The following is a 24,242-nucleotide window of genomic DNA, read 5'->3' on the forward strand; positions in this document are numbered from 1 at the left end:
GGCCATAGATGAAATACGTTTTTCAAGAAAAAGTTTATTCGACACTGTCATCATGTTACGAAGACAATATAGATAAAATAACTGTCGGAATAGCAACTGTAAGGGCCCGATTAAAAAAGGGGTGGAGCTTAGAGAAGGCTTTGCTTCACCCTAAAGAAAAAACAATAACAACAAAATTAGGGGCTCACACGGTGGAAGGCAAAGTTTACGAAAATTTGCCAAGTATCGCAGATGAGTACGGGATGACTTTAAATACAATTTACAAGCGATACTCCAGGGGCTGTCGAGGTGATGATCTTGTACCACTTAAAAAAAGAAAGTCTTATGTGGAGCCCGCTAAGGAAGCTAACCATAAGTTCTATGCAGATGGAGTTGGATATAAAAGCGCTGCTGATGCATGTAGAAAGCTAAACGTAAAATACGTAACTTATAGAAAGAATTTGGAGCGAGGTTTCTCTGTTGAGCAAGCTTTAGGAATCGAGCCAGTAATTGATGGGAGGGCGGCTAGAGGAAGGAAGTTTGATGTCGACGGAAAGAAATATACGATAAAAGAACTATCTGAATTACATGATGCGCCTGAAATGACGATTAGAGATCGTTTAAAAAGGGGCGCTTCGATTCGGCAGGCTATAGGGTTAGATGAAATACCAAAAGGAACTCTCAAAAAGCAACGAGAGATTAAGAAAAAAAAGAGAAAGCCAATACATCTACCCGTTGAAGGAAAGATATATACAAGCTATCAAGCTTTAGCCGATGCATATGACTTGCCTCAATATACGGTTCGCCAGCGAATTGTTGATTATGGCTATACACCAGAGGATGCAGTTAAACTAGATGGAAAAAGTAAGCCATTGACAGTTGCTGGAGTTAACTATCCAAGTAAAGCGGCTGTAGCTGAAGCGTATGGGCTCACTCCTGCTGTGCTTTTAGCTCGTTTAGCTGGCAACGTTACTATTGAGCAAGCACTAGGAATCGAAATCAAAGAAAACTCAAGAACCATAACTTTTGCAGGTGAAACATATAAATCTTTGAGTGATTTGGCAGATAAAAAAGGTATTTCAGCAGGTGCGCTTAGGTCAAGAATCCAATCAGGGCTATCACTCGAAGAGGCAATAAACGCAGGTGATAGGATTAGGAATTCTGGAAGGTATAACTTGACTATCCTACAGAGAGATAGTGAATTATCTGCTAAACCAGCTTGGCTTTATTTTGTTCGTATTTTTATTAATAACAAGGAACGTTTCAAAATAGGAATTACAACTCAAACAGTAGATAAACGCTTGAAACAAGAAGCCTATGAATTTCAGACAATAAAGGTCATAGATGGAACTTTATTGGATTGCTTTGTATTAGAGCAGGAAGTTATCGAGCTTCTTTATGATAAACGAGATCCAGAAATAACTACTGATATGCTTGATGGATACTCTGAAATATTCATCCTCAATGAAAGCGATATTGAGGCAATAACTGAAATACTGGATATATAGTGCTAACAAGTAGCTGCACCGGAAAAAATACTCGCTACGCTCCTATTTTTCCAGTGAGCTAAGCGTTAGTAGCCAAAAGGAAATCCGTGGAACCTGGAAATATTTTGAAAATTGATACTCTTAATGAAGGATGGCGGGATAAAGATTCTGTCATGCTCCATGCTTGTTTTCAGCTACTTTCTGATTGCGTAGAAAAGGAAGAGTTATTAAGCGGTCATACTGATTGGGACGCTGATGATAAACATCGAGCAGCCAAGAAGGAACTAGAAGCGTTGTATGCTTGGTGGCAATCTCATGATGAAGACGATATTCCTTGTAGCGAAGAAAAGTATCAAGAAGAAAACCAGATGCTGATTCGTTTAATTCATATCAGGTGGGCGCTTTGGACATAGCTACTAACAAGGCCATTAACTTCGCGCCATAGAAATTTTTATGCGAAACTCACCTAATACAGACGTTCTCCCAACTCGTTTTGTCCAAATACGAGTCAGTCGAGTGTCCGTTATCGCAATTAGATTAAGATATGAAGTTGCTGTTGAACGGCCGAGTTTGGCCCTTATGCGACAGTCAGATTTGATTAAACCCTAGCAATCAAACCTGATTATAGTTAAGACTTATTCAAATTAATGCTTTTCGTAGCCAGTTATCCGTAAAACGCTCTGGCTAGATAAGGAATAATTTAATGTGATTTTAAAACAATGAGTTAGCCCACCTCTTATCTAAACCTCAGGTTATTTAAATGCGTCAAATAAAATAAAAGCCAGCAATTTGCTGGCTTTTTGATATTTTTACATTTACATGGCGTCGTACTCGTCTTGCCAGAAGAATTTTTCTTCCCCAAATGCAGGTTTTAAGTCATCCAGCCAGTGGGCATTTTCGTCGAACTTGGCAAAGAACGGACGCTGCACCCAGTCTGGGTTTCGTGCTTGAATAAAGCGCAGCACAAATACTTTTTCGCCTGCGACTTCTGTCACACCAGACACTTCAACTTTACCTGGACCCGCACTCATTGATGGTCCTCGAACTGTGCGGCTCACACCAGAGACTTGCTTATAAGCTTCACGGAATGTTTCCCACGTTTTGTGTAACGGGATTTCAAAGTAACGCTTAGCGCCGGTATCTCGTTCGATAAACATGTAGTAGGGGATCATGCCTAGCTGTGTTTGCTCTTTCCACATGTCAGCCCACATATCAGCGTCTACGTTTATATTATTTAAAAGTGGTGCTTGTGTTCTGATCTGTGCACCAGTTTTGCGGATAAGTTTAATCGCTTCACGCGTGACTTCAGTACGCAGTTCTTGTTTGTGGTTAACGTGCGCCATGATTGATACATGCTTTCCGGCATCAACCAGCTCTTTTAATAAGGTTAACAACTCTTGCGCGTCCGGATCGGTGACGTATCTAAACGGCCAAAAAGTGAGAGATTTAGTGCCGATCCTGATGGTACGAATATGGTCAAATCTTGGTTCTTTTAGTGCTTCAAGGTATTTACGCAATTTAACGGTGCGCATTACCATAGGATCGCCACCAGTCATCAATAGATCGGTCACTTCAGTGTGCTCGGCTAAGTAGTTGTGGAGCAGCTCGGCGTCGTTATTGTTAAATCGGGTAGCTTTGCCAACAAACTGCGCCCAGCGGAAGCAGAAAGTGCAATATGAGTGGCAGTATTGTCCTTGAGACGGGAAAAACAACACTGTTTCTTTATATTTGTGTTGGATGCCGTCTACGCGTTCACCTTCATACTCAGGAACATTTTTTTCCATTTGACCAGCAGGGTGCGGGTTTAACTTGTGACGAATTTCAGTGGCAAGGTTAAACACTTCTTCAGGTGTATGCTCACGACTTAATAAATCGGCCATTTGTTCGTAAGACTCATCGTCTAGCATGCCACGTTGTGGGAAAGTTAACTGAAAAACAGGGTCGTTAGGCACTTTATCCCAATCGATGAGCTCTTCAATGACAAAGTTATTAACGCGAAAAGGGAATACATTGGCGACGACTTTCATTTGAAAGCGAAGATGTTCAGGCAGTTTATCCAGTTGCTCAATCTTATCGATTTGGCGGTGTTGGTAAACAGTAAAACGAGGGGGCTGATAAGCTTCAGCTGGCTGCAATTTGACGGTTTGCTGCATAGATAATATGTCTCTTTTCTCACTTGCTAATAATAAAAACGGCCATGGTAACATGCCATTGATATCATTTCAGGTACAAAGCGAGGAAAGTTCGAAATAACGCAATTTTGTTGATTATGCGCCACCGTTTTAGATTACATTGTCGAAATTAGGTCATGAAATAGACCTAATTCCAAATTTAATGCGTTTTAGAAGTGTTCGCCTTCAATGGCAGCGTAAATCGCGTCAATGAGTGTTTCAATATCTTCATTTGAGGTGATATACGGCGGCATAATATAAATTAGCTTTCCAAATGGTCTTATCCATACACCTTGTTGAATGAAGAATTTTTGAATTTTTGCAACATCAACAACCCTTTCTACCTCGACCACACCAATCGCACCAAGGACTCTAACATCTGTTACTGCACTTAGATTAAGACGGCGTTTGAGTGCGTTAAGCGCGGTCGCGACTCGTTCAATATTGGCCATTGTTTCTTGGCGCCTTAAGATTGTGAGACTAGCTACAGCGGCGGCACACGCCAGCGGATTTCCCATAAAAGTTGGTCCGTGCATTAATACTTTCGCTTCGCCTTGGCTAATACCCAAAGCCACTTCTTCTGTTGTCAAAGTGGCCGCGAGCGTCATGTTTCCGCCAGTAAGCGCTTTGCCAACACACATAATGTCCGGTGCGATATCTGCATGTTCACAGGCAAACATTTTACCTGTACGGCCAAACCCCGTCGCAATTTCATCTAAAATTAGTAGCACCTCATACTTATCGCATAGCGCTCGAAGCGCCTTGAGATATTCTGGGTGGTAGAAGTTCATGCCGCCCGCATTTTGTACTATCGGTTCGATGATAAATGCCGCGACCTTTTCATGATGAGCAGCAAATTCGGTTTCTAACGCGTTAAGTTCATCTTGACTTTGGCTGCCGTAAAACTCACTTCTAGGGGCATCGACAAACACTTGCTCAGGTAAAAAGCCTTGGTACATGGCATGCATCGAATTCACAGGGTCGCAAACGCTCATCGCCGCGAATGTATCACCGTGATAGCCTTTTTTGGCTGTCATTATTTGGGTTTTATTCTTTTTGCCTTTACTCAACCAATATTGAATCGCCATTTTTATTGCAACTTCAACACTGACTGAGCCGCCGTCGGCTAGGAATACTCGATTAAGTGGGGCTGGGGTTAGCTCCACGAGTAGTTTGCATAATTCCACGGCAGGCTGATGAGTTAGCCCCCCAAACATGACGTGGCTCATCGTGTCTGCTTGATTTTTTATCGCCGTGATTATTTCTGGATGACCATAACCATGCACAGCACTCCACCAAGATGCCATACCGTCAATGAGAGTTTCGCCAGTTTCAAGCTCAATTTTGTTCTCGAATGTTCTTGCGGCTGGATAGACGGGCAGAGGGTCAATCATCGATGTATAGGGGTGCCATATATGCTTGCGATCAAATTCAATATCAATTGTGTGTTTATTACTCATTTGTAAACCTTGTGGGCGCATGTAACGTTGACAATACTAAGCTAAGAAGTAGACTAAGCCAATCACCGTCAGTTTGACTGCGCTAAATTTAATCACTAGAAAATACTCGTGTTGTAAATTTAGGCAAGAATAAAAAGAGAATGAAAATATGGAATTAGGCGCGCTAAGACACGATTGGACACATGAAGAAGTAAAAACACTGTTCACCATGCCTTTTAACGACTTACTTTTTTATGCAGCAAGTATTCATCGCAAAAACTTCAATCCCAATGAAGTTCAAATCTCCACTTTGCTGTCTATCAAAACGGGTGCCTGTCCTGAAGATTGCAAATACTGCCCACAGTCAGGTCATTACAAAACGGATCTTGAACGTGAGCGTTTGATGGAAGTGGAAAAGGTTGTAACTCAAGCTAAGTTGGCGAAAGAAAAGGGCGCGACGCGTTTTTGTATGGGCGCCGCTTGGTCTGATCCAAAAGACAGAGATATGCCTTATATCGCCAAAATGGTGAAAGAAGTTAAAGAGCTAGGCCTAGAAACCTGTATGACTTTGGGTAAACTGGATAATCAAAAAGCGCACACGCTAAGAGAAGCGGGCCTTGATTATTACAACCATAATTTGGACACCTCACCTGAATACTACGAGCAAATTATCACGACAAGAACTTATCAAGACAGACTTGATACCCTTGATCACGTAAGGGATGCAGGAATGAAAGTGTGCTCTGGTGGTATTGTAGGAATGGGAGAGCAGGCATCTGATCGTTATGGCTTGCTGATCCAATTAGCAAACCTGCCAAAACAACCAGAAAGTGTACCGATTAACATGCTTGTTAAAGTTAAGGGCACGCCACTTGAAAATGTTGATGACCTCGATCACTTTGAATTTATCCGTACTATCGCGGTTGCTCGTATCATGATGCCACACAGTTACGTGCGTTTATCTGCAGGTAGAACGGCAATGAATGAACAGATGCAGTCTATGTGTTTCTTCGCTGGCGCTAACTCAATTTTCTATGGTGATAAGCTATTAACCACGGAAAACCCAGAAGCAGACGCCGATATGAATCTCATCAGAAAACTTGGGATGAACCCTGAAAAACGTGAAGATTATTCGGATGAAGCCTATGAGGCATCGTTAAGCTCTGCAATTGCAGACAAAGCGACATCAGAGCTATTTTACGAAGCCAACTAATCAATGTCATTTGAGTATATTCAATCAGCTTTAGCAGCCCGTCACGCTGAAGGGTTGCTAAGAAAGCGCATTGTGGTTGAAAAGGCCTCTGCAAGTAGAATAAAAATTGCCGATCAGCAATATATTAACTTTGCCAGCAATGACTACCTGGGACTTGCAGACTCGTTGGAGTTTAACACTCTCGCATGCACTGAAGCCGGAAGCCGAAGTTCGGCGCTTGTTACGGGTTATCTTGATATTCACCGTCAGCTAGAAGATAAGCTTTGCAGCGTTTTGGGTTATGATGCAGCACTGTTATTTCCAAGCGGTTTTGCTGCTAATACCAGTGTGTTAAAGGCATTGTTCACGCCCCAAGAAAAGCAATTAAGCGCTGCGGTGTTCCAAGATAAGCTCAACCACGCCAGCCTGTTAGACGGTGGTTTAGCGGGCAGCGCTAAGTTTGTTCGCTTTAATCACAATGATTTGACGCACTTAAGGTCTCGATTAGAAAAAACCAAAGCCGACAGTAAACTCATCGTGACTGAAGGGGTGTTTTCTATGGATGGAGACAAAGCGCCAGTATCTGAAATCAGTGTGCTGGCTAAGTCTCATTCTGCGTGGCTCATGGTCGACGACGCTCATGCGTTTGGCGTTGTGGGAGCGCAAGGACTTGGCACGATTGAAAGTGGCATTAAACCTGAAATTTTGGTGATCACCTTTGGCAAAGCGATGGGCTGTCAAGGAGCTGCGGTATTAGCGAGTCATGATGTGATAAATTACATGATGCAATTTAATCGTGAGTTTATCTATACAACGGCGTTGTCGCCTATTATGGCAAGCGTTGCATTATGCCAACTAAATAAATTGCTTGTTGCATCTGAAGCGAGACACAAATTACAAGTAAACATCGACTATTTTAAGTCGTTAGTTGCTCAAACCAACTTATCTCCCATTCTAAGTGATACGGCTATACAGCCTCTTGTGTATGGTAGCAGTGAAAATGTATTAGCGGCGCAACATAAGCTTAAGGAAAAGGGACTTTGGGTTGGGGCTATTAGGCCACCAACGGTGCCGCAAAATACCGCACGATTGCGAATAACAATAACGGCACAGCACAGTCACGAGGATATAGAAAAATTAGTCTCGGCCTTAGTGGAGGGAGCATGAGCAAAGCACAGAAGACGCAAACAGCAAAGTGCTTTTCAAAAGCCGCGCAATCATACTCTCAACACGCCAACGTACAAAAACAGGCCGCAGATGTACTCTTTTCACGTTTAACACAGCAAAATAGCGAGCTTGGTGCGGTGCGTATGTTTCCTAGGTTGCTCGATTTAGGATGCGGGCCACATGAAAACTTTCATAGATTAAACGCCTTCACGAATCATTATGTTGGAGCGGATCTTAGCTTGGCTATGTTGGCAAGCGCTGAAAATACGACAAATAGTGTTTGCTGTGATATGGATAAACTCGCTATTCAGTCAAATTGTATCGATTTGATCTTTAGTAATTTTGCAATTCAGTGGTCTAATTCCCCGCAAGCGTTGTTTGCGCAATTGTATGAAGTACTAAAAAAAGAAGGACGAGTGTTGCTAAGCTCAGTGCTAGACGGCTCGTTAAACGAAATCGATAGCGCATGGCGAGCCATCGATCGGTGTGGCCATATCAATTCATTTTATTCGCTGTCTGCACTTAAATCTTTTGCTCTACAGGCCGGATTTGCTGTGACGTGGGCGGATGAAGCGTTATTGATTGATAGTTATGACACGCCATTAAAGGCGTTGCGCTCGGTAAAAAATATCGGTGCCAACGATGTAAAAACCGCTTCTCGCCGACAAGGTTTATTAGGCAAGTCAGCCTACGCTCAGCTGCTGAGCAGCTACCCTGAGAGTGAAAATGGTTTTGATGTAAGTTATCAAGTCGGATTTTTGGAGTTAAGGAAATGAATCAAGCATATTTTATAACTGGGACCGACACTGAAGTAGGTAAAACCTATATTTCTACTTTATTACTGAAACTGTTGGCCAAGCACGGCAAAAAGGCTTTTGGCTTTAAGCCGGTTGCGGCAGATGCTGAAGAGGCATTTGGTGAACTAGTGAACGTTGATGCTATCAGTTTGATGGAAGCTGCGACGGTGCACGGAACTTACGAGCAAGTTAACCCATTTTGTTTTGCACCTCCAATTGCGCCGCATATTGCAGCAAAACAGGTAAATGTTGACATCACAGTCGATAAGCTACATGAGCACTATAGTGAAATCCAGCAACTGGGTGCTGAGTATATACTGTGTGAAGGTGCAGGTGGCTGGGCACTGCCCATTAACGACAATGAATATCTGTATGATTGGGTCGCCAAAGCACAACTCCCCGTCATTTTAGTGGTTGGCATGAAGTTAGGCTGTTTGAATCACGCATTTTTAACGGCAGAATCTATCAAGCAAAAAGGACTGAATTTGGTGGGGTGGATAGCAAATCAGGTTGACCCTGAGATGTCTGTATTTGAAGAAAACCTTGAAAGTTTAAAGCTTCGTCTAGACTGTCCACTGCTTGCAACAGCGCCTTACAGTGAGAGCACGCCAAAGCTACAGCTTCGCTCTGCGTTACTAGAGTTGTTTGAGCTTAAATCAGGTACCAGTTAATATTAAATAACCTGAACTCGGGATAACAATTTGTTCTCTAGCAGCTGTTATTCCTTACTACTGCGTTAAATTTGCTTGCAATAGGCCAGCTATTGACGCACAAATTTGCCTTGTATTAAGAAATAACTTCTGACTAGAGTGATATTACGCTTTTGAACTTAGTGATTTTAGTGGATTAACTAACTTCTTATCCCGAGTTCAGGTTAAATAAAGCGGCTTCTAAAAGTAGCAAGCCGCTTTGAGTCTGCTAGTTACAACCTTTTTGAATGGTTTGTGTTGTCACGCTGACCTCAAAGTCATTGTAATCGTTATCGTTTTCATCTTCCCAACGTTGGTTGGTACCTGAGACTTGGTAGTTGGTTGATAGTGTACTGCTGTTACCATCAATAGCGAGCACATAGGTAAAGGATTGTCCTTGAAGGATGTCGTAGCTGCCGGCACTGCCGTATTCATCAAGCAATTTAATATACTGGCCATTTACTTTGATACCCCAGTCATTATTGAATAATGAGTCTTCTCTGACGAACGCGTAATTGATCCGCGTGTAGTTGTCAGGCACACATGCGGTTTCATTGTCGAGTATATTTCCCGATAGGGTTTCATTGCCTGAGGTATTGCTCACGCCTGTTACGCTCAAAGAGAGTTCCCGATCGCCAGTGTACTCAGTATCGTCTATTGTTGCTATTTGAATGGTAGCAGTTGTGCTGCCCGCAGGTATTACCAATGAAGTAGATGGTGCCACGTAGTCATTTGATTGCGTTGTCACATCATTAACCGCTACTGAAAAGCTGACGTCCTGCTCGAAGGCTTTACTTAAGGTAATTTGATAGCTAAGGGTACTTCCTTCATAAACCGTGTTATCAATACTCGTTAACGTAAAAGACGGTGGCGAAGGAGGGGTTGGTGTGCCGCCGCAACCAGAAACTGTATAGCATGTGCTGCTGCCATTTGGGTTATATGCAAGGTCATTTACTCTTATTGGTAGTGTATTGATATAACAGGTGCCTCCTGTATCAGGGTTTAACTTATAAATCGCGCTTTTGTTGGTGTGTCCGGCGTCATTAATGATAACGCGACTGATAATAAGCTCTCCGTTACTATTAAGGCTTGCTCCTGTAACGGCTGTTAGGTCGTGATCAGATAATTTAGTCACAGAAAAGTCGTTGGTATTAACTTGGTAGACGGCTGCACTGGTGACTAGGATTAAGCGGCCATTATAAAACTCAAGATCGCCGCGGTATTTTCCAGCCAATGAGGGGAGATCCGAGAGTTTAGTCGCGTCGCCTGTGTTTTTATCTATGCTGTAAATAGAATCGTAACTCGTTCCAATGAGTCTATCGTTTGTGCTGTCATATGCCAATCCCACCAAATAAGCCGTTCTACCGACAATGGTATGAGAGGTTCCATCAAAATATGCCAGTTGAATATAGCGATGTTTTTTACCTTCAATGGGAATATCCGCGTCAGCTGGTAAGTTTAGATGACTGGTATCAACTTTATAGTCGATTGGCCTTGGTGCGGATGCATAGTACCAACGCGCACTGCTAGTATCATAGGCTAGTGCCGATGAACTAAAAGCAGCTAGGCTGTTGGCGCTGGCTTGTCCTGCACCTTCATCTAGGCCAAACAAAATACCAATATCGCCACGGCCAGCGTTAATACCAAAAACCTGACCTGGGCAACTATCTGCATAGGTGTATGTGGAAAATAATGTTGAGAGTAAACCAAGTGTTGTGAGTGATGCTTTTATCATAGCAGGAACCCTAAAAAGTTTACGTCCTGTAACTTAAAACAACACAAAGCAATGTCTTCGCAATTGAGTCCAACTCAATGCGATGACTTAATCCTTTAAGGCGGGCGCTTCCATTATTGACTTTGCAATCTAGCGCTATAATTGATCATAATTTACACTTTTACAACAGTAAAATAATTAAAAAGTACTAATTATTTAATTTTTGCCTATTTTTAAAGTTTGGCAATAATGACTCAACGATTTCTTTTGCTGAGATGGTATAGCGTACGCCAGAGAACATCACTGATGCGTTTTCATCGATCCCTGTAATGCCCGTTAAAGTCCAGCCTTCACCTCTTTCTGGGCAATAAACCTTTGTCGTTGGGGGAATAACGGTGAACTCTTGACTCATATTCATTCTCCAAAAATGCTAAATTATCATAATATTGAAAGGTGTCTTTGCTGCTATAAGTGCTACCATTGCGGCAGACACTTAGACCTGAGCATTTTATGGAATTTGAAACACCAAGGCTAGTCATCAGGCCTATAAGGCACAAAGATAATCCGCAGTTATTAGCGCTACTTAATTTACCGCAGGTAAAAGCGTATAACGACTACGGCGACAACCTCACTGAAGTAGACCTTAAATGCATGATCCAAATGGATATTGAGCGTCAATATGAAAGTAGAGGTGGGCGTTTTTGCCTCGTGTGTAAAAGCACTAAAGCGGTGATTGGTTGCATTGGTTTCTATCACGAAGACGGAGATACTGAGGGCCTACATATTGGCTATGAATTACTGCCAGATTATTGGGGTAAAGGTGTGATGTTTGAAGCATTACGTTGTTTATTTTCAAACAAAAGTCAGATTGAGTTTGAGCTCAATGTGATTTTGGCGCATGTATCGGCTGATAATCACCGTTCATTAAACCTACTCAAGCGTTTAGGGTTTAGCGCTGTTGAAAGTAATCTGTATAAGATTGAGTTATAAAAAAGGGCAACTTAATCGTTGCCCTAGTATGAATGTGAAAAGAGTTACGAAAGTGCTTTAATTCTTTCATCAAGTGGCGGGTGAGAAGCAAAGAAGTCAGCAATAGACTTACCTGAAGCAATACCAAAAGCCATCATTGAGCCTTCTAATTGCGATTCATGGTTGTGCTTCAAACGTTCTAGTGCTGAACGCATTTTTTGCGCACCGACTAAATCAGCCGCACCTTTATCGGCTGCGAATTCTCGTTTACGGCTAAAGTAAGCGACAACAACAGACGCCAAAATACCAAAGAGGATCTGGAATATCATATCAAAGATAAAATATGTCCAGCTTCCACCTGACTCTTCTTCATCGCTATTCAAGAAGTTGTCAACAATACCTGCCAATACTTTAGCGAAGAATATAACAAAGGTATTTACAACACCTTGGATCAAGGTAAGCGTAACCATGTCGCCATTTGCAACGTGCGACACTTCGTGCGCAAGAACTGCCTCTGCTTGATCCTGATCCATGTTGTGGAGTAGGCCAGTACTTACAGCAACTAAGCTGTTATTTTTACTCGGCCCGGTTGCAAACGCATTCATTTCAGGGCTGTCGTAAATCGCAACTTCTGGCATTGCAATTCCTGCTTTTTTAGCTTGCTCTGCGACAGTAGAAACTAACCAATGTTCAGTTTCGTTTCGTGGTTGCTCAATAACATGGGCACCTGTAGATTTCTTTGCAATCCACTTAGACATGTAAAGAGAGATAAAAGAACCACCGAATCCAAATACGGCAGCAATAACCATAATGCCTGTATAGCTTCGGCTAGAAATACCAAACACAGACATTAAGATAGATAATACAATTCCTAACACAAGCATCACTGCTAAGTTAGTGATAAGGAATAAGATGACGCGTTTCATTTTGACCTCGTTAGACAAAAATAAGGAACTAAGTAACTTTTCCCAAGCACTTGCTTATTACACTAGTCCTAGATGCTTTATATGGTCAGAAGTTCAAAAGCACAAGTAAATTCGTATGAATATTCAAAAAAGAACACATCATACAATTTATTGACTAACCAGTTTCAACTTCTGAGATAGGGAATGCAGCATTTGCTCAACAGAGCTATGCTCATTGCTTAACCCTTCTAATAAGGTCATAAAGTAGCAGTCCATCATAACGGTTGCTTTCAACTCATTGTATTCCTGCTCACTGAATAACAAGCGCTTGAACAAATTGAGTTGTCCCGTAAAGAATTCGCTATGCCAAATAATCCCACAAAGCAGCTCTTTACTGAAATCTCTATTACTAAGATAAAAAGCAAATAAATACTTTGCATAGTGGCGTAACTTTAAGCTGGCACTATGCTGCTCATCTGATGTTTTCGCTTCATTAATTAGTTCATCTATTTGGTTATGCATTGCGACTTTGAGCATATCGAGCTTAGTGGGGAAGTGAGAGAAAACCGTTCCCGTCGCCACGTTTGCTGCTTGAGCAATTTGCCGAGTAGTGGTGTTTTCAAAACCATTGTCTTGAAAAAGCTGCCAACTAGCACTGAGAATTTTATTGTACGTAATTTCTCTTTTTTTCATATGGTTACCTTTTTATTTGCGAAGAGAGTGTAGCACAATTCCAGATTATTTAAGAGATAAAGTTTGCAAAAAATGAGCGTGCTCATTATTATAATTGAGCGCGCTCATTAAATTTCAATAGGAGTTGTTATGCAATATTTGAGCTTATTCATCGGATACATTCTATTCATCCCTTTTATCTTTTTTTACAGCTATATTCTTGGCCCAGCTTTAAAAATGGTGCTGATCCCAGGTGGTTTGGCGGTATTATGCTTAATTATGGGTCCTAAAACGTTTTTCTCTCACTTTAAGCGTGCGAAAGCATTAAGTATTGAAGAATTGGTAGTGTCTAAATAACTCAGGGTGCCATCGCGTGATAATTGCAATAAGTTGATTCTTCGCATTAAAGACGAACTCAGGTATAATGCCCGCAGCTAAGGTGTGAAGGACCTTAGCCCTGTATCGTTCAAAATTAGTCGAGGAATTATTATGACCGTTGGCATCATTATGGGCTCAAAATCAGACTGGCCTACAATGCAACATGCAGCTGAAATGTTAGATAAATTTGGTATTGATTATGAAACTAAAGTGGTTTCAGCTCACCGTACTCCACAGCTTTTAGCGGATTATGCTTCGACAGCAGCAGAACGTGGGATCAAAGTTATCATTGCCGGTGCTGGCGGTGCTGCACACCTACCGGGTATGGCGGCGGCATTCACAAGCCTGCCTGTACTTGGCGTTCCAGTAAAATCAAAAACGCTTAATGGCGTGGATTCATTGCTTTCAATTTGCCAAATGCCTAAAGGTGTTGCGGTAGGTACGTTAGCGATTGGTGACGCTGGTGCTGCAAACGCGGGTTTGCTAGCAGCTCAAATTTTAGGTTGTCAGCAGCCAGAGATTTTTGCAAAAGTAGAAGCGTTCAGAAAAGAACAAACAGAAACTGTACTAGCTAATCCAGATCCTGCGAAATAACATGAATATTCTTGTTTTAGGGGCGGGACAATTAGCCCGTATGATGAGTTTATCCTCAACTCATCTTGATATAAAAGTGTTGGCTTATGATGTTGGCAGCCAAACGGTAATAAACCCCGTTACCTTTGCATCAACACCAGAGTCATTACAGCAAGCCATTGACAATGCTGATGCCATCACTGCCGAATTTGAACATATTCCACATGATGTTTTAGCGCTTTGCGAACAAAGCGGTAAGTTCTACCCTGGCGCAGAAGCAATAGCCACTGGCGGTGACCGCGCGAAAGAAAAAGCGCTGCTAGATAAAACATCTGTACCTTGTGCTCCTTTCAAAATCATTACGGATAAAACGCATTTTCTCACAGCGATTGATGAGTTAGGCATGCCTTTGGTCGTTAAAACCTGTCAGGCAGGCTATGATGGGAAAGGGCAATGGCGAGTAAAATCAGAGTCTGAAATAGATAGTACTTGGGCCGAAATGTCCGAGTTTTTGCAAGCAGGCACTGAAGCACAGCCTCACTCTATCGTTGCTGAAAAAATGATACCGTTTGACCGTGAGGTGTCGATTATTGGTGTGCGCGCCAAAAATGGCGAATGTAAAATCTATCCGTTGACTGAAAACCAGCATACCAATGGTGTACTGACCCTATCAATTGCTGGTAAAGAGAAAGCCAATATTCAAGCGGAAGACGCATTTTCGAAACTTGCGAATGCACTCGATTATGTTGGTGTACTTGCTATTGAGTTTTTCGATGTTGAAGGTCAATTATTGGTTAATGAAATAGCGCCTAGGGTACATAACTCAGGACATTGGTCTCAACAAGGTGCCCATGTGAGCCAGTTTGAAAACCATATTCGTGCCGTTGCCGGTTTACCGATTGGTGATACAAGACTGCTTCGCCCAACCGCGATGATTAATGTGTTAGGGCAAAGTCACATTCCATCGCAAGTTCTTGCTGTCTCGGGGGCAACCAGTCACTGGTATGGCAAAGATGCGAAACCGGGCAGAAAAATGGGGCATATCAATGTTTCAGCTGACTCACTTCATAAGTTAGGTGAAGCACTGGCAGAGCTTGCTGACATCTTGCCTGAAGCAGACTACCCTGGGGTCATGGAAACCGCTCAGCAATTAATTTTGAATTAATACTACCGTTTGTAGCTAAAGAGGTCCATTGTCAACTAAAAACCTAAGCTTCTGATAATTATTGAGTTAGCTCATTCCTTATTGCAAAGCTCAGGGTAGATATAAAAAATTTATTTTTTTACTGTTATTTTTGGAACTCTTTTCTGATAGTGCGGTCTACTATTGTGAGGCGCGGATAGGCCTCATTTCATACTCGTTGTCCATCAACGACTATGTGAGCGCAGAGAGTATTTGGCCAGCATCCCTATGCTGGCCTTTTTTTGTCCCGCCCATAGTGCTTTTAATCTTAAATCTGTCGATATTCCGCTGGCTTTCTGCTTAAATTAGCCAAATTTAACTATTATAAGAAAGTCACATGTTGAAACTCTCTCTTATCTCGATGGCCGTCGCTTCAGGTTTATTCCTTTCTGGTTGTCAAACCACTGAAGTAAGCCCAAAACCACAACACATTGAAACCAACTCACCAGTCCAACAAGTCGTTGCTACTCCCGTTGATTTCGGTGGTGAGCAGATCACCTTAAAACAAGCAATGGCGCATCCTGATTGGTTGGGAAGACAACCAGAAAGCGCATACTGGGGAGCTGATAGCAAAACCGTTTTCTATAAGCGTAAGCAGGTTGGTTCAGAGTTAAGAGATCTATTTAAAGTCAGTAGCGCACAAACAAGCGAAACGGTTTCGCTGTCAGATTTGCACGCAGTTGGTGCTGCAAACGCGATTTATAATAAAGAAAGGACGCTACAATCTTATGAATTTAAAGGCAACATATTCATTAAAAACCTGAAGTCTGGCGCTTTAACACAAGTTACTCATTCTTCTAACTATGAGTATGCACCGCAATTCTTAAGTGATGACCGATTAGCTTACCGTTCAGGCAATACGCTGTTTGCGTTCGATTTAGCCACTGGCTTAACAAAAGAACTGGTAAAGTTACATTTAGCGGATAAGCCTGAAGGGGTGAAAGAGCCTAATGGATATATCGCTGAACAGCAACATGAGCTTATTCAATTCGTCGCGCTAACGCACAAAAACAGCAAAGATCGAGAAGCGAGAAATCAAGAGATAGAAGCGAATAACGCAAGCATCCAAGATAATCAGTTTTATCTTGGTAAAGGAAAAACGCTTATCTCAGTTAGCTTAGCACCTACAGGTGATAAGTTAATCGCCGTGATCACCGATGATAAACCAAGTCGTTCTGACTCTGACATCATGCCTAACTACGTGAGTCAAAACGGTGACATTGATCCGGTAAAAGCTCGCCGTCGCGTTGCAGACACTAAACCAATGAGTTCTGATGTTATTTTCATTGATTTAGCAAAATCAGAGCAAGTCACGCTGAGCTATGATACTTTACCTGGCTTTGATGAAGATGTACTAGCCGAGGTGAAACGCGAAAATGCTAAGGCAAAAGGTGAATCATATAAGAGTGAAAAAGCACCACGTGATATCAACCTGATTGACACATGGGGCTGGAGTCAATCCGCTATCCAATGGAATAGTGACGGTTCTCAAGTCGCGGTCATGCTCGGCGCCTGGGATAATAAAGACAGATGGTTAGCGACAGTTGATTTTGATAAACAACAATTCGTTTCTCAGCATCGCCTACACGATGAAGCATGGATCAATTATACCTACAATGACTTTGGTTGGTTAAGCAACCAAGACGCTTTGTACTATCTTTCAGAGCAAACTGGATATAGTCAGCTTTATGTTAAGCCGCTTAACGGTAAAGCAAAAGCAATGACTTCAGGGAAGTTTGTGGTTTCTGAGCCAACCTTAACCCACGATAGTCAATTTGTTTATTACAAAGCCAATAAAGATCACCCAGGTATATACGAAATTTATCGCGTCAATTTAGCAAGCGGTGAAGATGAGCAGTTAACAGATTTAGATGGTCTGACTGACTACCAGTTAAGCCCAGATGAGCAAAAGCTGTTGTTAACTCACTCAAAAATCATGATGCCTCCTGAACTTTATGTGGCGGATGCAGCGCCAAAAGCAGCGGTGTCACGACTCACTAATACAGTCTCTGATGCGTTTTTAAATAAGAAGCTAATTGCACCTAAGATTGTTGCGGTTCCTTCAAGCCATCAAGGTGAGCCTGTCTACGCAAAAGTATATTACCCGGCAGATTATCAAGAAGGTGAAACGGGTAAAAACCGTAAGGCTGTGATCTTTAATCATGGTGCGGGCTATTTGCAGAACTCACATATGGGCTGGTCGAACTACTTTAGAGAGTTTATGTTCCATTCACTCCTCGCGAGCGAAGGCTATGTCGTCATGGACATGGACTATCGTGGCTCAAAAGGCTACGGTAGAGACTGGAGAACGGCAATCTATCGTCATATGGGTAAACCAGAAATCGAAGATTTGGCAGACGGTGTTGAGTGGATGGTGAACAACGCTAACGTTGACCGTGGCGCTGTGGGTACTTATGGTGGTTCATATGGCGGCTTTATGACATTTATGGCGCTATTTACTCAGCCAGATCTATTCCAAGCAGGTGCGGCTTTACGTCCAGTTACCGATTGGGCCTATTACAACGACCCGTACACCTCAAATATCCTTAATCGCCCAGATGTTGACCCAATTGCATACAAACGCAGTTCGCCTATCTATCATGCTGAAGGTTTGAAAAACAAGCTACTGATCAACGCGCCTATGGTTGATGATAACGTGTTTTTCCAAGATGTTGTGCGCTTGGTGCAACGACTAATCGAGCTAGAAAAGGAAGATTTTGAAACGGCAATTTACCCGGTTGAACCCCATGGCTTTAGACAGCCATCAAGTTGGTTGGATGAATACCGTCGTATATACAAGCTGTTTAAAGAAAGTTTGTAATCAAAACAGTGGATAAACAGCCAGCTTAAGCTGGCTCAGATTGATGATAAACCCCGCTTTTTTAAGCGGGGTTTATTTTTCCCAGTTGTTGGAGCAGTTTTCTCTGCCGTAAGTTTCAGCGTTGGTTTTTTTGTGTTGGCTAGGCTAATTATTATGATTTGGTGTGTCCAAGGTCGTTTTGAGGGCTTTTAGGGGGGAGTTTTCGAGGTTTTTTGCTAGTGTGCAGCCATGAGCGCCATTTTCTTCATATTTTGACATGCCGCTGCTAACAAGCACTGCGCGGTCACTTTTGGCAGGCCTCTATATCTGCAGTAGCGATGTCCATGATGTTGTTTCGCATCAGCGAAGCTTCTTTCCACCGTTTCGGCTCGTCGTCGATAGAGCTTTTTACCCCAGTCGCTCAGCCTAATCGCATTGGCGTTTTCTACGCTTGATTGCCAAACATGCCGCGTTATAACTTTGGTTTGATTTTTACTGGCTGTGCATTGATTTCTGACTGGACAGCGTCCACATTTTCTTGAGTCGGAATGATAGTGACGATAGCCTGTTCGGCTTGTTGTTTTGTAGATTAGAGTTTCACCTTGCGGGCACAGGTAAGTATCTGTATCGGCTTGATATTGATACTCACGTTTGGCGAAGTAGCCTTTCTTTTTATTTGGTCTTCGGTATCCCAGCACGCCAACTAATTGCCTTTCTTCCAGATTGTGGCATACCGCGGCGGTAAAATAGCCTGCATCTAGCCCAACCGCGATAGGGTTTATCTCAAAGGTATCGAGCGCTCTGTCGAGTCGACAGATAATAGGTTGTGAGTCATGGACATTGCCTGCGGTGGCGTGTGTGTCAACAATAATGCCGTGTTTACCATCCACAATTCGATGGTCTAGATAGAAGAACCCTTTTGGCTTTTCATCCCGTACCATAAACCCGCTATCTGGGTCGGTGCGGCTGACTTTGGTTGGTTTTGTGCAAGGTGTTTCTTCCTTACACTTCAGGGGCTTTTTTCCTTCATCCTCCCGGTCTTGCAGTACCGCTTCGTTCAATTGCTCTACATACACTGAAGGACTGACTTTTAAGTCTTCTATGTCATAGCGCTTTTTATTGGCATTGGCTTTGAGGTGTGTACTGTCAGCAAATAAGCTATAGCCACCTATGAGTTTTTGCTTCATCGCTTGGCGGACAATGTTATCGAAGATGGATTGATAAATGTTGCTGTCTTTAAAGCGCTTTATGCGGTTTTGGCTTAGCGTCGAGTGGTGGATGACATCTTCAGCTAGTCCCATACCTAAAAACCAACGATATGCGACATTGACTTGGATTTCCTTAATCAAGCGACGCTCGCTTTGAATGCCAAACAGGTATCCAAGAAATAAAATCTTGAACATTCGCACTGGGTCAACCGCTGGGCGACCATTGTTTTTACAGTAGAGATGGGTGACTTCATCGCGGATGAATTCGAAATCAATCGCAAGGTCAATCAGGCGAACTAAATGGTCTTTTGGAACCAATTGGTCGATAGCGACCATTTCTAGTTCATATTGCTGAGGGGTTTTGTCTTTAAGCATGGTGAACTCCCTAAACTCACTACGCTTATTAGATCAAAGGGCTAGATCTGTGTCCAGCCCTTTTTCAACAGTCTGAGCCAGCTTAAGCTGGCTTTTTTGTTTTATAAAATAAATAGATAACAGCTAAAACCACACCACCAACTGCACCAAATAAATGTGCTTCAATGGCGACTCTCGAGTCTATCAGCTTAGCTACATCTGCGCTTGCACCCGCATATTGCTCCCAACATACCTTTGCCCACACACCAATAAACAACAGATATCCAGTTGTTAGCTTCCGCTTAATATCTTCAAGCGCTCCCCACACGATAAGCCCATGTAGTAAACCACTCAAGCCTGTATATACAATAATGTTTGGAGAAAATAGCAAGATCATAAGCCCAGTAAACAGACCAAGAAAAAGCACATTCAGCCAATATTTTCTTAGTGTTGTATATTCGGCATGTAATAACCAAATGAATAAGATACCAAGCAGGTTTAGCATCAAGTGATACCAATTACTATGGGTAAACTGACCGCTCAAAATACGCCATAATTCACCATCAGCAATTGCATTTCTGTCGAAATCTAAGTGCGGGCCAAGCCCAAACAACATAAGTATTGTTGACAATATCGCCAAAGACGCAGGGCCAATGAGGTATTCTTTGTTAGTTGGAAGTTCAAACATACGATTTCACGTTATTATTTTTGCATATTGTGCCTAATTGCTTTTATGATGCCAAATATAAGACGTAAGCAAAGTGGGTATTATGAAACATACACTTGCATCACTAACCGTGATTGCCGCATTCAGCTTTTCAACCAACACCTTAGCTGAACAACAAAAAATCGAAATTAGAGAGCCGGAAGCCGCAACAGGTTTCCAATCTAAAGAAGCACGCACCGCAGAAAAGTACATGGTCGTTGCTGCCAACCCCTATGCAAGTAAAGCAGGTCAATTGATGCTCTCAAAAGGGGGAAGTGCAGTTGATGCCATGATAGCGACTCAACTTGTGCTTACTTTGGTTGAGCCGCAATCTTCAGGCATAGGCGGCGGTGCGTTTATCCTGCACTACGACAAGAAAACCAATGAATTAATTAGTTTTGATGGTAGAGAAACCGCACCAAAGCTTGCAGGTCCTGATCTATTTTTAGATGATACGGGTAATGCGGTTAGATGGATTGAGGCTGTGGTGGGCGGTCGCTCTGTTGGCGTGCCTGGCATTCTGCACGCGTTTAAATCAGCACATGACAAATACGGTAAACTGCCATGGCAGGAATTATTCAAGCCGGCGATTGAATTAGCTCGAGACGGATTTATCGTCTCTCCACGTTTAAATATGCTGCTTGAGAAAAAACTCAACCCAGGTTTGACTAAGCTCAGTCCCGCAAAAGAATATTTCTATCCGGATGGTAAAGCACTACAACCAGGGACCCTTAAAAAGAATCTGCCTTTGGCAAACCTATACTACAAAGTAGCAACGCAAGGGATCCAAGCCTTTTATGAAGGGCAAAATGCCACCCAATTAGTGGAAGCTGTGCAAAAGTCTGAAATCGCACCTGGCAAATTGGCGCTGAGCGACTTGGAACATTATAAAAGCAAAACTCGAGACGCTATCTGTACGGAATATCGTGTATATAAAGTTTGCTCTATGGCACCGCCTAGCAGTGGTGGTATTGCCGTTTTGCAAATGATGAAGCTGTTGGAACCTTACGACCTAGGTAAGTATAAGGCAAATGACCCAGAAGCCTTGCACCTCTTTACTCAAGCGTCTCGCCTAGCGTTTGCCGATAGAGATTTTTACGTAGCCGATCCTGATTTTGTTGAAGTGCCAGCAAAAGCATTGCTTAACGAGCAATATCTATTAGGCCGTAGCAAACTTATTGGTGAAATGGATAATCACGACTTTCCGGTAGGCGACCCAACTTCGGGCACACTCGCTTATGCTATGGATGATAGTTATGAATTACCTTCGACCAGCCATGTGTCGATTGTAGATGCAGAGGGTAATGCCATTTCTATGACAAGCTCGATAGAAATGGCATTTGGCTCAACGGTGATGGTCAACGGATATTTACTCAATAACCAATTAACCGACTTTGCGCTTTCCCCAAAAGTAGGGGATAAATGGGTCGCAAACCGAGTAGAAGCAAACAAACGCCCAAGAAGTTCTATGGCACCCGTGATAGTGTTTAACAAAGACGGGTCGCTTAAATTGATAGTTGGCTCGCCTGGCGGCAGTCGTATTATCAATTACGTTGCTCAAACCTTAGTTGGCGTACTGGATTGGGGATTATCTGTGCAGGCTGCTATTGATTTACCAAAAATCACCAATCGCAATAAGTACACAACACTTGAAAAAGGCACTGAGTTGACAAAACAAGCCTCTTACTTTGAGAAAAAAGGCCATAAAGTACAGATCCGCGACTTAAACTCTGGACTACATGCCATTGAGGTTCGTGGAACACATTTAATCGGTGGTGCAGACCCAAGAAGAGAAGGTGTGGCACTCGGCGAAAGCAGCGAATAAGCCGTGGTTTCTTAAGTGCTTTTAGGCTATAATTTTGCGTTCCAGAAAAATGCGTTTAACGCGCTCTGGAGCGCGTTAATAATGGTCTGATGAGCACTAAATTCATTGTAATTTAATCCTTTTCGACAATAATGAACCCTTAGACTAAAAAATTAGTGTCAAGCTTGTAAATATGACTAAACAAACCGATCCAAATTATCTCTACATTCCCTATTCAGGTCCTACACTATTAGAAACGCCACTGCTTAACAAAGGGAGTGCATTCTCTCAACGCGAGCGTGAAAATTTCAACTTAGCAGGACTACTTCCTCCTCGTTATGAAACAATTGAAGAGCAAGTTGAGCGTTGTTATCAGCAATATTCAAGCTTTAGCGACAACCTAAACAAGCACATTTACCTGCGCGCTATTCAGGACAACAACGAAACGCTGTATTACCGTTTAGTACGTGATCATTTGGAAGAAATGATGCCAATCATCTACACCCCAACAGTAGGTGATGCATGTGAGAAGTTTTCTGATATCTATCGCAGCTCTCGTGGTTTGTTTATTTCTTATGAAGACCGCTATCAAATCGATGATATTTTGCGAAATGCCACTAAAGGCAAAGTAAAAGTTATCGTGGTTACAGATGGTGAACGTATTTTAGGCCTTGGCGACCAAGGTATTGGTGGTATGGGTATTCCTATCGGTAAGCTGGCACTTTACACCGTATGCGGTGGGATCAGTCCAGCTTATACGCTGCCTGTTATGCTTGACGTAGGCACAAACAACGAGAAGCTACTCAACGACCCAATGTACATGGGCGCAAGACACCCGCGTATCGGCCAAGCTGAATATGACGAATTCCTAGATCTATTCATTAAAGCAGTGAAGCGCCGTTGGCCTAATGTATTGTTACAGTTTGAAGATTTCGCACAACCCAACGCAATGCCACTATTGAAACGTTATCGTGATGAGATCTGTAGCTTTAACGATGATATCCAAGGCACCGCAGCAGTTACTGCAGGGTCGCTACTAGCCGCTTGTCGTGTTAAAGGCGCGAAGCTCTCTGAACAAAAAGTGGTGTTTGTTGGTGCAGGCTCTGCTGGCTGTGGTATTGCTGAGCAAATTATTAGCCAAATGATTTCAGAAGGGATAACCGACGAGCAGGCGAGAAGCCAAGTGTTTATGGTGGACCGTTTTGGCCTACTGACAGAAGGCATGGAAGGACTAAGAGATTTCCAAGAAGCGCTAGTTCAGCAACAAGCAAACCTTGTAGATTGGACATACAGTGGTGAATTTGCATCTTTATTAGATGTAATGCACTGTGCAAAACCAGACATCTTAATTGGTGTATCTGGTCAAGCGGGTCTATTCACTGAGCAAGTGATCCGTGCGATGCATGCAGGATGCGAACAGCCGATTATTTTCCCATTAAGTAATCCATCACGCCAGGTTGAAGCGCATCCAAAAGATGTGATTGAGTGGACTGATGGTCAAGCAATTGTTGCTACGGGAAGCCCATTTGAACCGGTAGTACATGGTGAGCAGACAATCATCATACCGCAATGTAATAACAGTTATATCTTCCCAGGTATTGGCCTTGGTGTACTTGCAGCTAAAGCAAATCGTATTACAGATAGCATGTTGATGGTATCGAGCGAAATGCTTGCGGAGTCATCACCACGTGCTAATACCGGCAAAGGTAGCTTACTACCAGCACTAACTGAAATTGAGCCGTTGAGTAAGCGTATTGCTTTTGCAGTTGCTAAAAAAGCAATGGAAGAGGGCGTTGCACTTGAAATGGAAGACGACGCAATTTGGGCAGCGATAGAGAAAAACTATTGGCTCCCTAAGTATAGAAACTACAAACGCTGTAGCGTCTAGTTGCTTTTGCTTTTAGCCAAAACAGAAATCGCCGCCAACTCATATTGGCGGCGATTTTGTTTATCAATCACGCACAAAATTTGAGAGCACTGCATATCACTTTTCAAAGTGACAATCGCTCATTTTGTTAAAGTTTGTTACCCTGAAACCCAATTCAGTAGTTGTTA

21 protein-coding genes are annotated in these 24,242 nt (G+C 42.6%); 13 read left to right on the plus strand and 8 right to left on the minus strand.

Features of this window, described 5'->3' with window-relative positions; all coding sequences use genetic code 11:
• Positions 1–8 precede the first annotated feature (8 nt).
• Both JJQ94_RS14445 and JJQ94_RS14450 read left to right on the plus strand, forming a co-directional pair.
• Positions 9–1,487: a GIY-YIG nuclease family protein gene (locus JJQ94_RS14445; RefSeq protein ID WP_099031620.1), complete on the plus strand. Its 1,479-nt coding sequence runs from the start codon at positions 9–11 to the stop codon at positions 1,485–1,487.
• 86 nt (positions 1,488–1,573) lie between these two features.
• On the plus strand, positions 1,574–1,879 hold the full coding sequence (locus tag JJQ94_RS14450) for a hypothetical protein (RefSeq protein WP_099031619.1): 306 nt from the start codon (positions 1,574–1,576) through the stop codon (positions 1,877–1,879).
• 402 nt (positions 1,880–2,281) lie between these two features.
• Here JJQ94_RS14450 and JJQ94_RS14455 read toward each other — a convergent pair whose 3' ends face one another.
• Both JJQ94_RS14455 and bioA read right to left on the minus strand, forming a co-directional pair.
• Positions 2,282–3,619 carry a KamA family radical SAM protein gene (locus tag JJQ94_RS14455; protein WP_099031618.1) on the minus strand — a complete coding sequence of 446 codons (1,338 nt, stop codon included), beginning with the start codon at positions 3,617–3,619 and terminating at the stop codon, positions 2,282–2,284.
• 188 nt (positions 3,620–3,807) lie between these two features.
• Complete coding sequence (gene bioA, locus JJQ94_RS14460; protein WP_099031617.1) at positions 3,808–5,097, minus strand: adenosylmethionine--8-amino-7-oxononanoate transaminase; 1,290 nt, start codon at positions 5,095–5,097, stop codon at positions 3,808–3,810.
• A gap of 148 nt (positions 5,098–5,245) precedes the next feature.
• Between bioA and bioB the strand changes: the two genes are divergently transcribed.
• Genes bioB through bioD form a run of 4 tightly spaced genes read left to right on the plus strand, consistent with a single transcriptional unit; the run spans position 5,246 to position 8,903 of the window.
• Positions 5,246–6,289, plus strand: coding sequence for a biotin synthase BioB (gene bioB, locus JJQ94_RS14465; protein ID WP_010379433.1), 1,044 nt, complete (start codon positions 5,246–5,248; stop codon positions 6,287–6,289).
• 3 nt (positions 6,290–6,292) lie between these two features.
• Positions 6,293–7,435, plus strand: a complete 1,143-nt coding sequence (locus JJQ94_RS14470) for an aminotransferase class I/II-fold pyridoxal phosphate-dependent enzyme (RefSeq protein WP_099031616.1) — start codon at positions 6,293–6,295, stop codon at positions 7,433–7,435.
• Positions 7,432–8,211 (plus strand): methyltransferase domain-containing protein, encoded by a 780-nt coding sequence (locus JJQ94_RS14475; protein WP_099031615.1) that lies wholly within the window; start codon positions 7,432–7,434, stop codon positions 8,209–8,211. Before JJQ94_RS14470 ends, JJQ94_RS14475 begins: the two co-directional genes overlap by 4 nt.
• Positions 8,208–8,903, plus strand: a complete 696-nt coding sequence (bioD, locus tag JJQ94_RS14480) for a dethiobiotin synthase (RefSeq protein ID WP_099031614.1) — start codon at positions 8,208–8,210, stop codon at positions 8,901–8,903. Before JJQ94_RS14475 ends, bioD begins: the two co-directional genes overlap by 4 nt.
• 247 nt (positions 8,904–9,150) lie before the next feature.
• Here bioD and JJQ94_RS14485 read toward each other — a convergent pair whose 3' ends face one another.
• Both JJQ94_RS14485 and JJQ94_RS14490 read right to left on the minus strand, forming a co-directional pair.
• Positions 9,151–10,656, minus strand: coding sequence for a hemolysin (locus JJQ94_RS14485; RefSeq protein ID WP_099031613.1), 1,506 nt, complete (start codon positions 10,654–10,656; stop codon positions 9,151–9,153).
• A 187-nt stretch (positions 10,657–10,843) separates the two neighbouring features.
• Complete coding sequence (locus JJQ94_RS14490) at positions 10,844–11,047, minus strand: hypothetical protein (protein ID WP_099031612.1); 204 nt, start codon at positions 11,045–11,047, stop codon at positions 10,844–10,846.
• Between the two features lie 98 nt (positions 11,048–11,145).
• Here JJQ94_RS14490 and JJQ94_RS14495 point away from each other — a divergent pair, with 98 nt between their 5' ends.
• Positions 11,146–11,625: a GNAT family N-acetyltransferase gene (locus JJQ94_RS14495; protein WP_099031611.1), complete on the plus strand. Its 480-nt coding sequence runs from the start codon at positions 11,146–11,148 to the stop codon at positions 11,623–11,625.
• 44 nt (positions 11,626–11,669) lie between these two features.
• On the opposite strand, the gene htpX is transcribed toward JJQ94_RS14495, so the two are convergent.
• The gene (gene htpX, locus JJQ94_RS14500) at positions 11,670–12,530 is read right to left on the minus strand and encodes a protease HtpX (RefSeq protein WP_099031610.1); all 861 of its coding nucleotides are present in this window, start codon (positions 12,528–12,530) and stop codon (positions 11,670–11,672) included.
• A 147-nt stretch (positions 12,531–12,677) separates the two neighbouring features.
• On the minus strand, positions 12,678–13,202 hold the full coding sequence (locus JJQ94_RS14505; protein ID WP_099031609.1) for a TetR/AcrR family transcriptional regulator: 525 nt from the start codon (positions 13,200–13,202) through the stop codon (positions 12,678–12,680).
• Between the two features lie 129 nt (positions 13,203–13,331).
• Between JJQ94_RS14505 and JJQ94_RS14510 the strand changes: the two genes are divergently transcribed.
• The 4 genes from JJQ94_RS14510 (at position 13,332) to JJQ94_RS14525 (ending at position 18,136) form a co-directional block, all read left to right on the plus strand.
• The gene (locus tag JJQ94_RS14510) at positions 13,332–13,538 is read left to right on the plus strand and encodes a hypothetical protein (protein ID WP_039495859.1); all 207 of its coding nucleotides are present in this window, start codon (positions 13,332–13,334) and stop codon (positions 13,536–13,538) included.
• A gap of 132 nt (positions 13,539–13,670) precedes the next feature.
• Positions 13,671–14,153, plus strand: coding sequence for a 5-(carboxyamino)imidazole ribonucleotide mutase (gene purE / locus JJQ94_RS14515; protein WP_010372883.1), 483 nt, complete (start codon positions 13,671–13,673; stop codon positions 14,151–14,153).
• Position 14,154: 1 nt separating this feature from the next.
• Positions 14,155–15,297 carry a 5-(carboxyamino)imidazole ribonucleotide synthase gene (locus JJQ94_RS14520; protein ID WP_099031608.1) on the plus strand — a complete coding sequence of 381 codons (1,143 nt, stop codon included), beginning with the start codon at positions 14,155–14,157 and terminating at the stop codon, positions 15,295–15,297.
• 355 nt (positions 15,298–15,652) lie between these two features.
• A complete protein-coding gene (locus JJQ94_RS14525) occupies positions 15,653–18,136 on the plus strand; it encodes a S9 family peptidase (RefSeq protein WP_099031607.1) in 2,484 nt (827 codons plus the stop codon).
• A 215-nt stretch (positions 18,137–18,351) separates the two neighbouring features.
• Here the strand turns inward: JJQ94_RS14525 and JJQ94_RS14530 are convergent, their stop codons facing one another.
• On the minus strand, positions 18,352–19,698 hold the full coding sequence (locus JJQ94_RS14530; protein ID WP_099032057.1) for an IS1182 family transposase: 1,347 nt from the start codon (positions 19,696–19,698) through the stop codon (positions 18,352–18,354).
• 82 nt (positions 19,699–19,780) lie between these two features.
• Entirely contained in the window at positions 19,781–20,365 is a 585-nt protein-coding gene (gene rrtA / locus JJQ94_RS14535; RefSeq protein WP_099029079.1) for a rhombosortase, read from the minus strand.
• 82 nt (positions 20,366–20,447) lie between these two features.
• Here rrtA and ggt point away from each other — a divergent pair, with 82 nt between their 5' ends.
• Together ggt and JJQ94_RS14545 are read left to right on the plus strand one after the other, a co-directional pair.
• Positions 20,448–22,208 (plus strand): gamma-glutamyltransferase, encoded by a 1,761-nt coding sequence (gene ggt / locus JJQ94_RS14540; protein WP_099029080.1) that lies wholly within the window; start codon positions 20,448–20,450, stop codon positions 22,206–22,208.
• Between the two features lie 172 nt (positions 22,209–22,380).
• Positions 22,381–24,075 carry an NAD-dependent malic enzyme gene (locus JJQ94_RS14545; RefSeq protein WP_099029081.1) on the plus strand — a complete coding sequence of 565 codons (1,695 nt, stop codon included), beginning with the start codon at positions 22,381–22,383 and terminating at the stop codon, positions 24,073–24,075.
• Positions 24,076–24,242: the final 167 nt, after the last annotated feature.

The organism is Pseudoalteromonas sp. GCY (assembly GCF_016695175.1).
GTDB lineage: Bacteria > Pseudomonadota > Gammaproteobacteria > Enterobacterales > Alteromonadaceae > Pseudoalteromonas.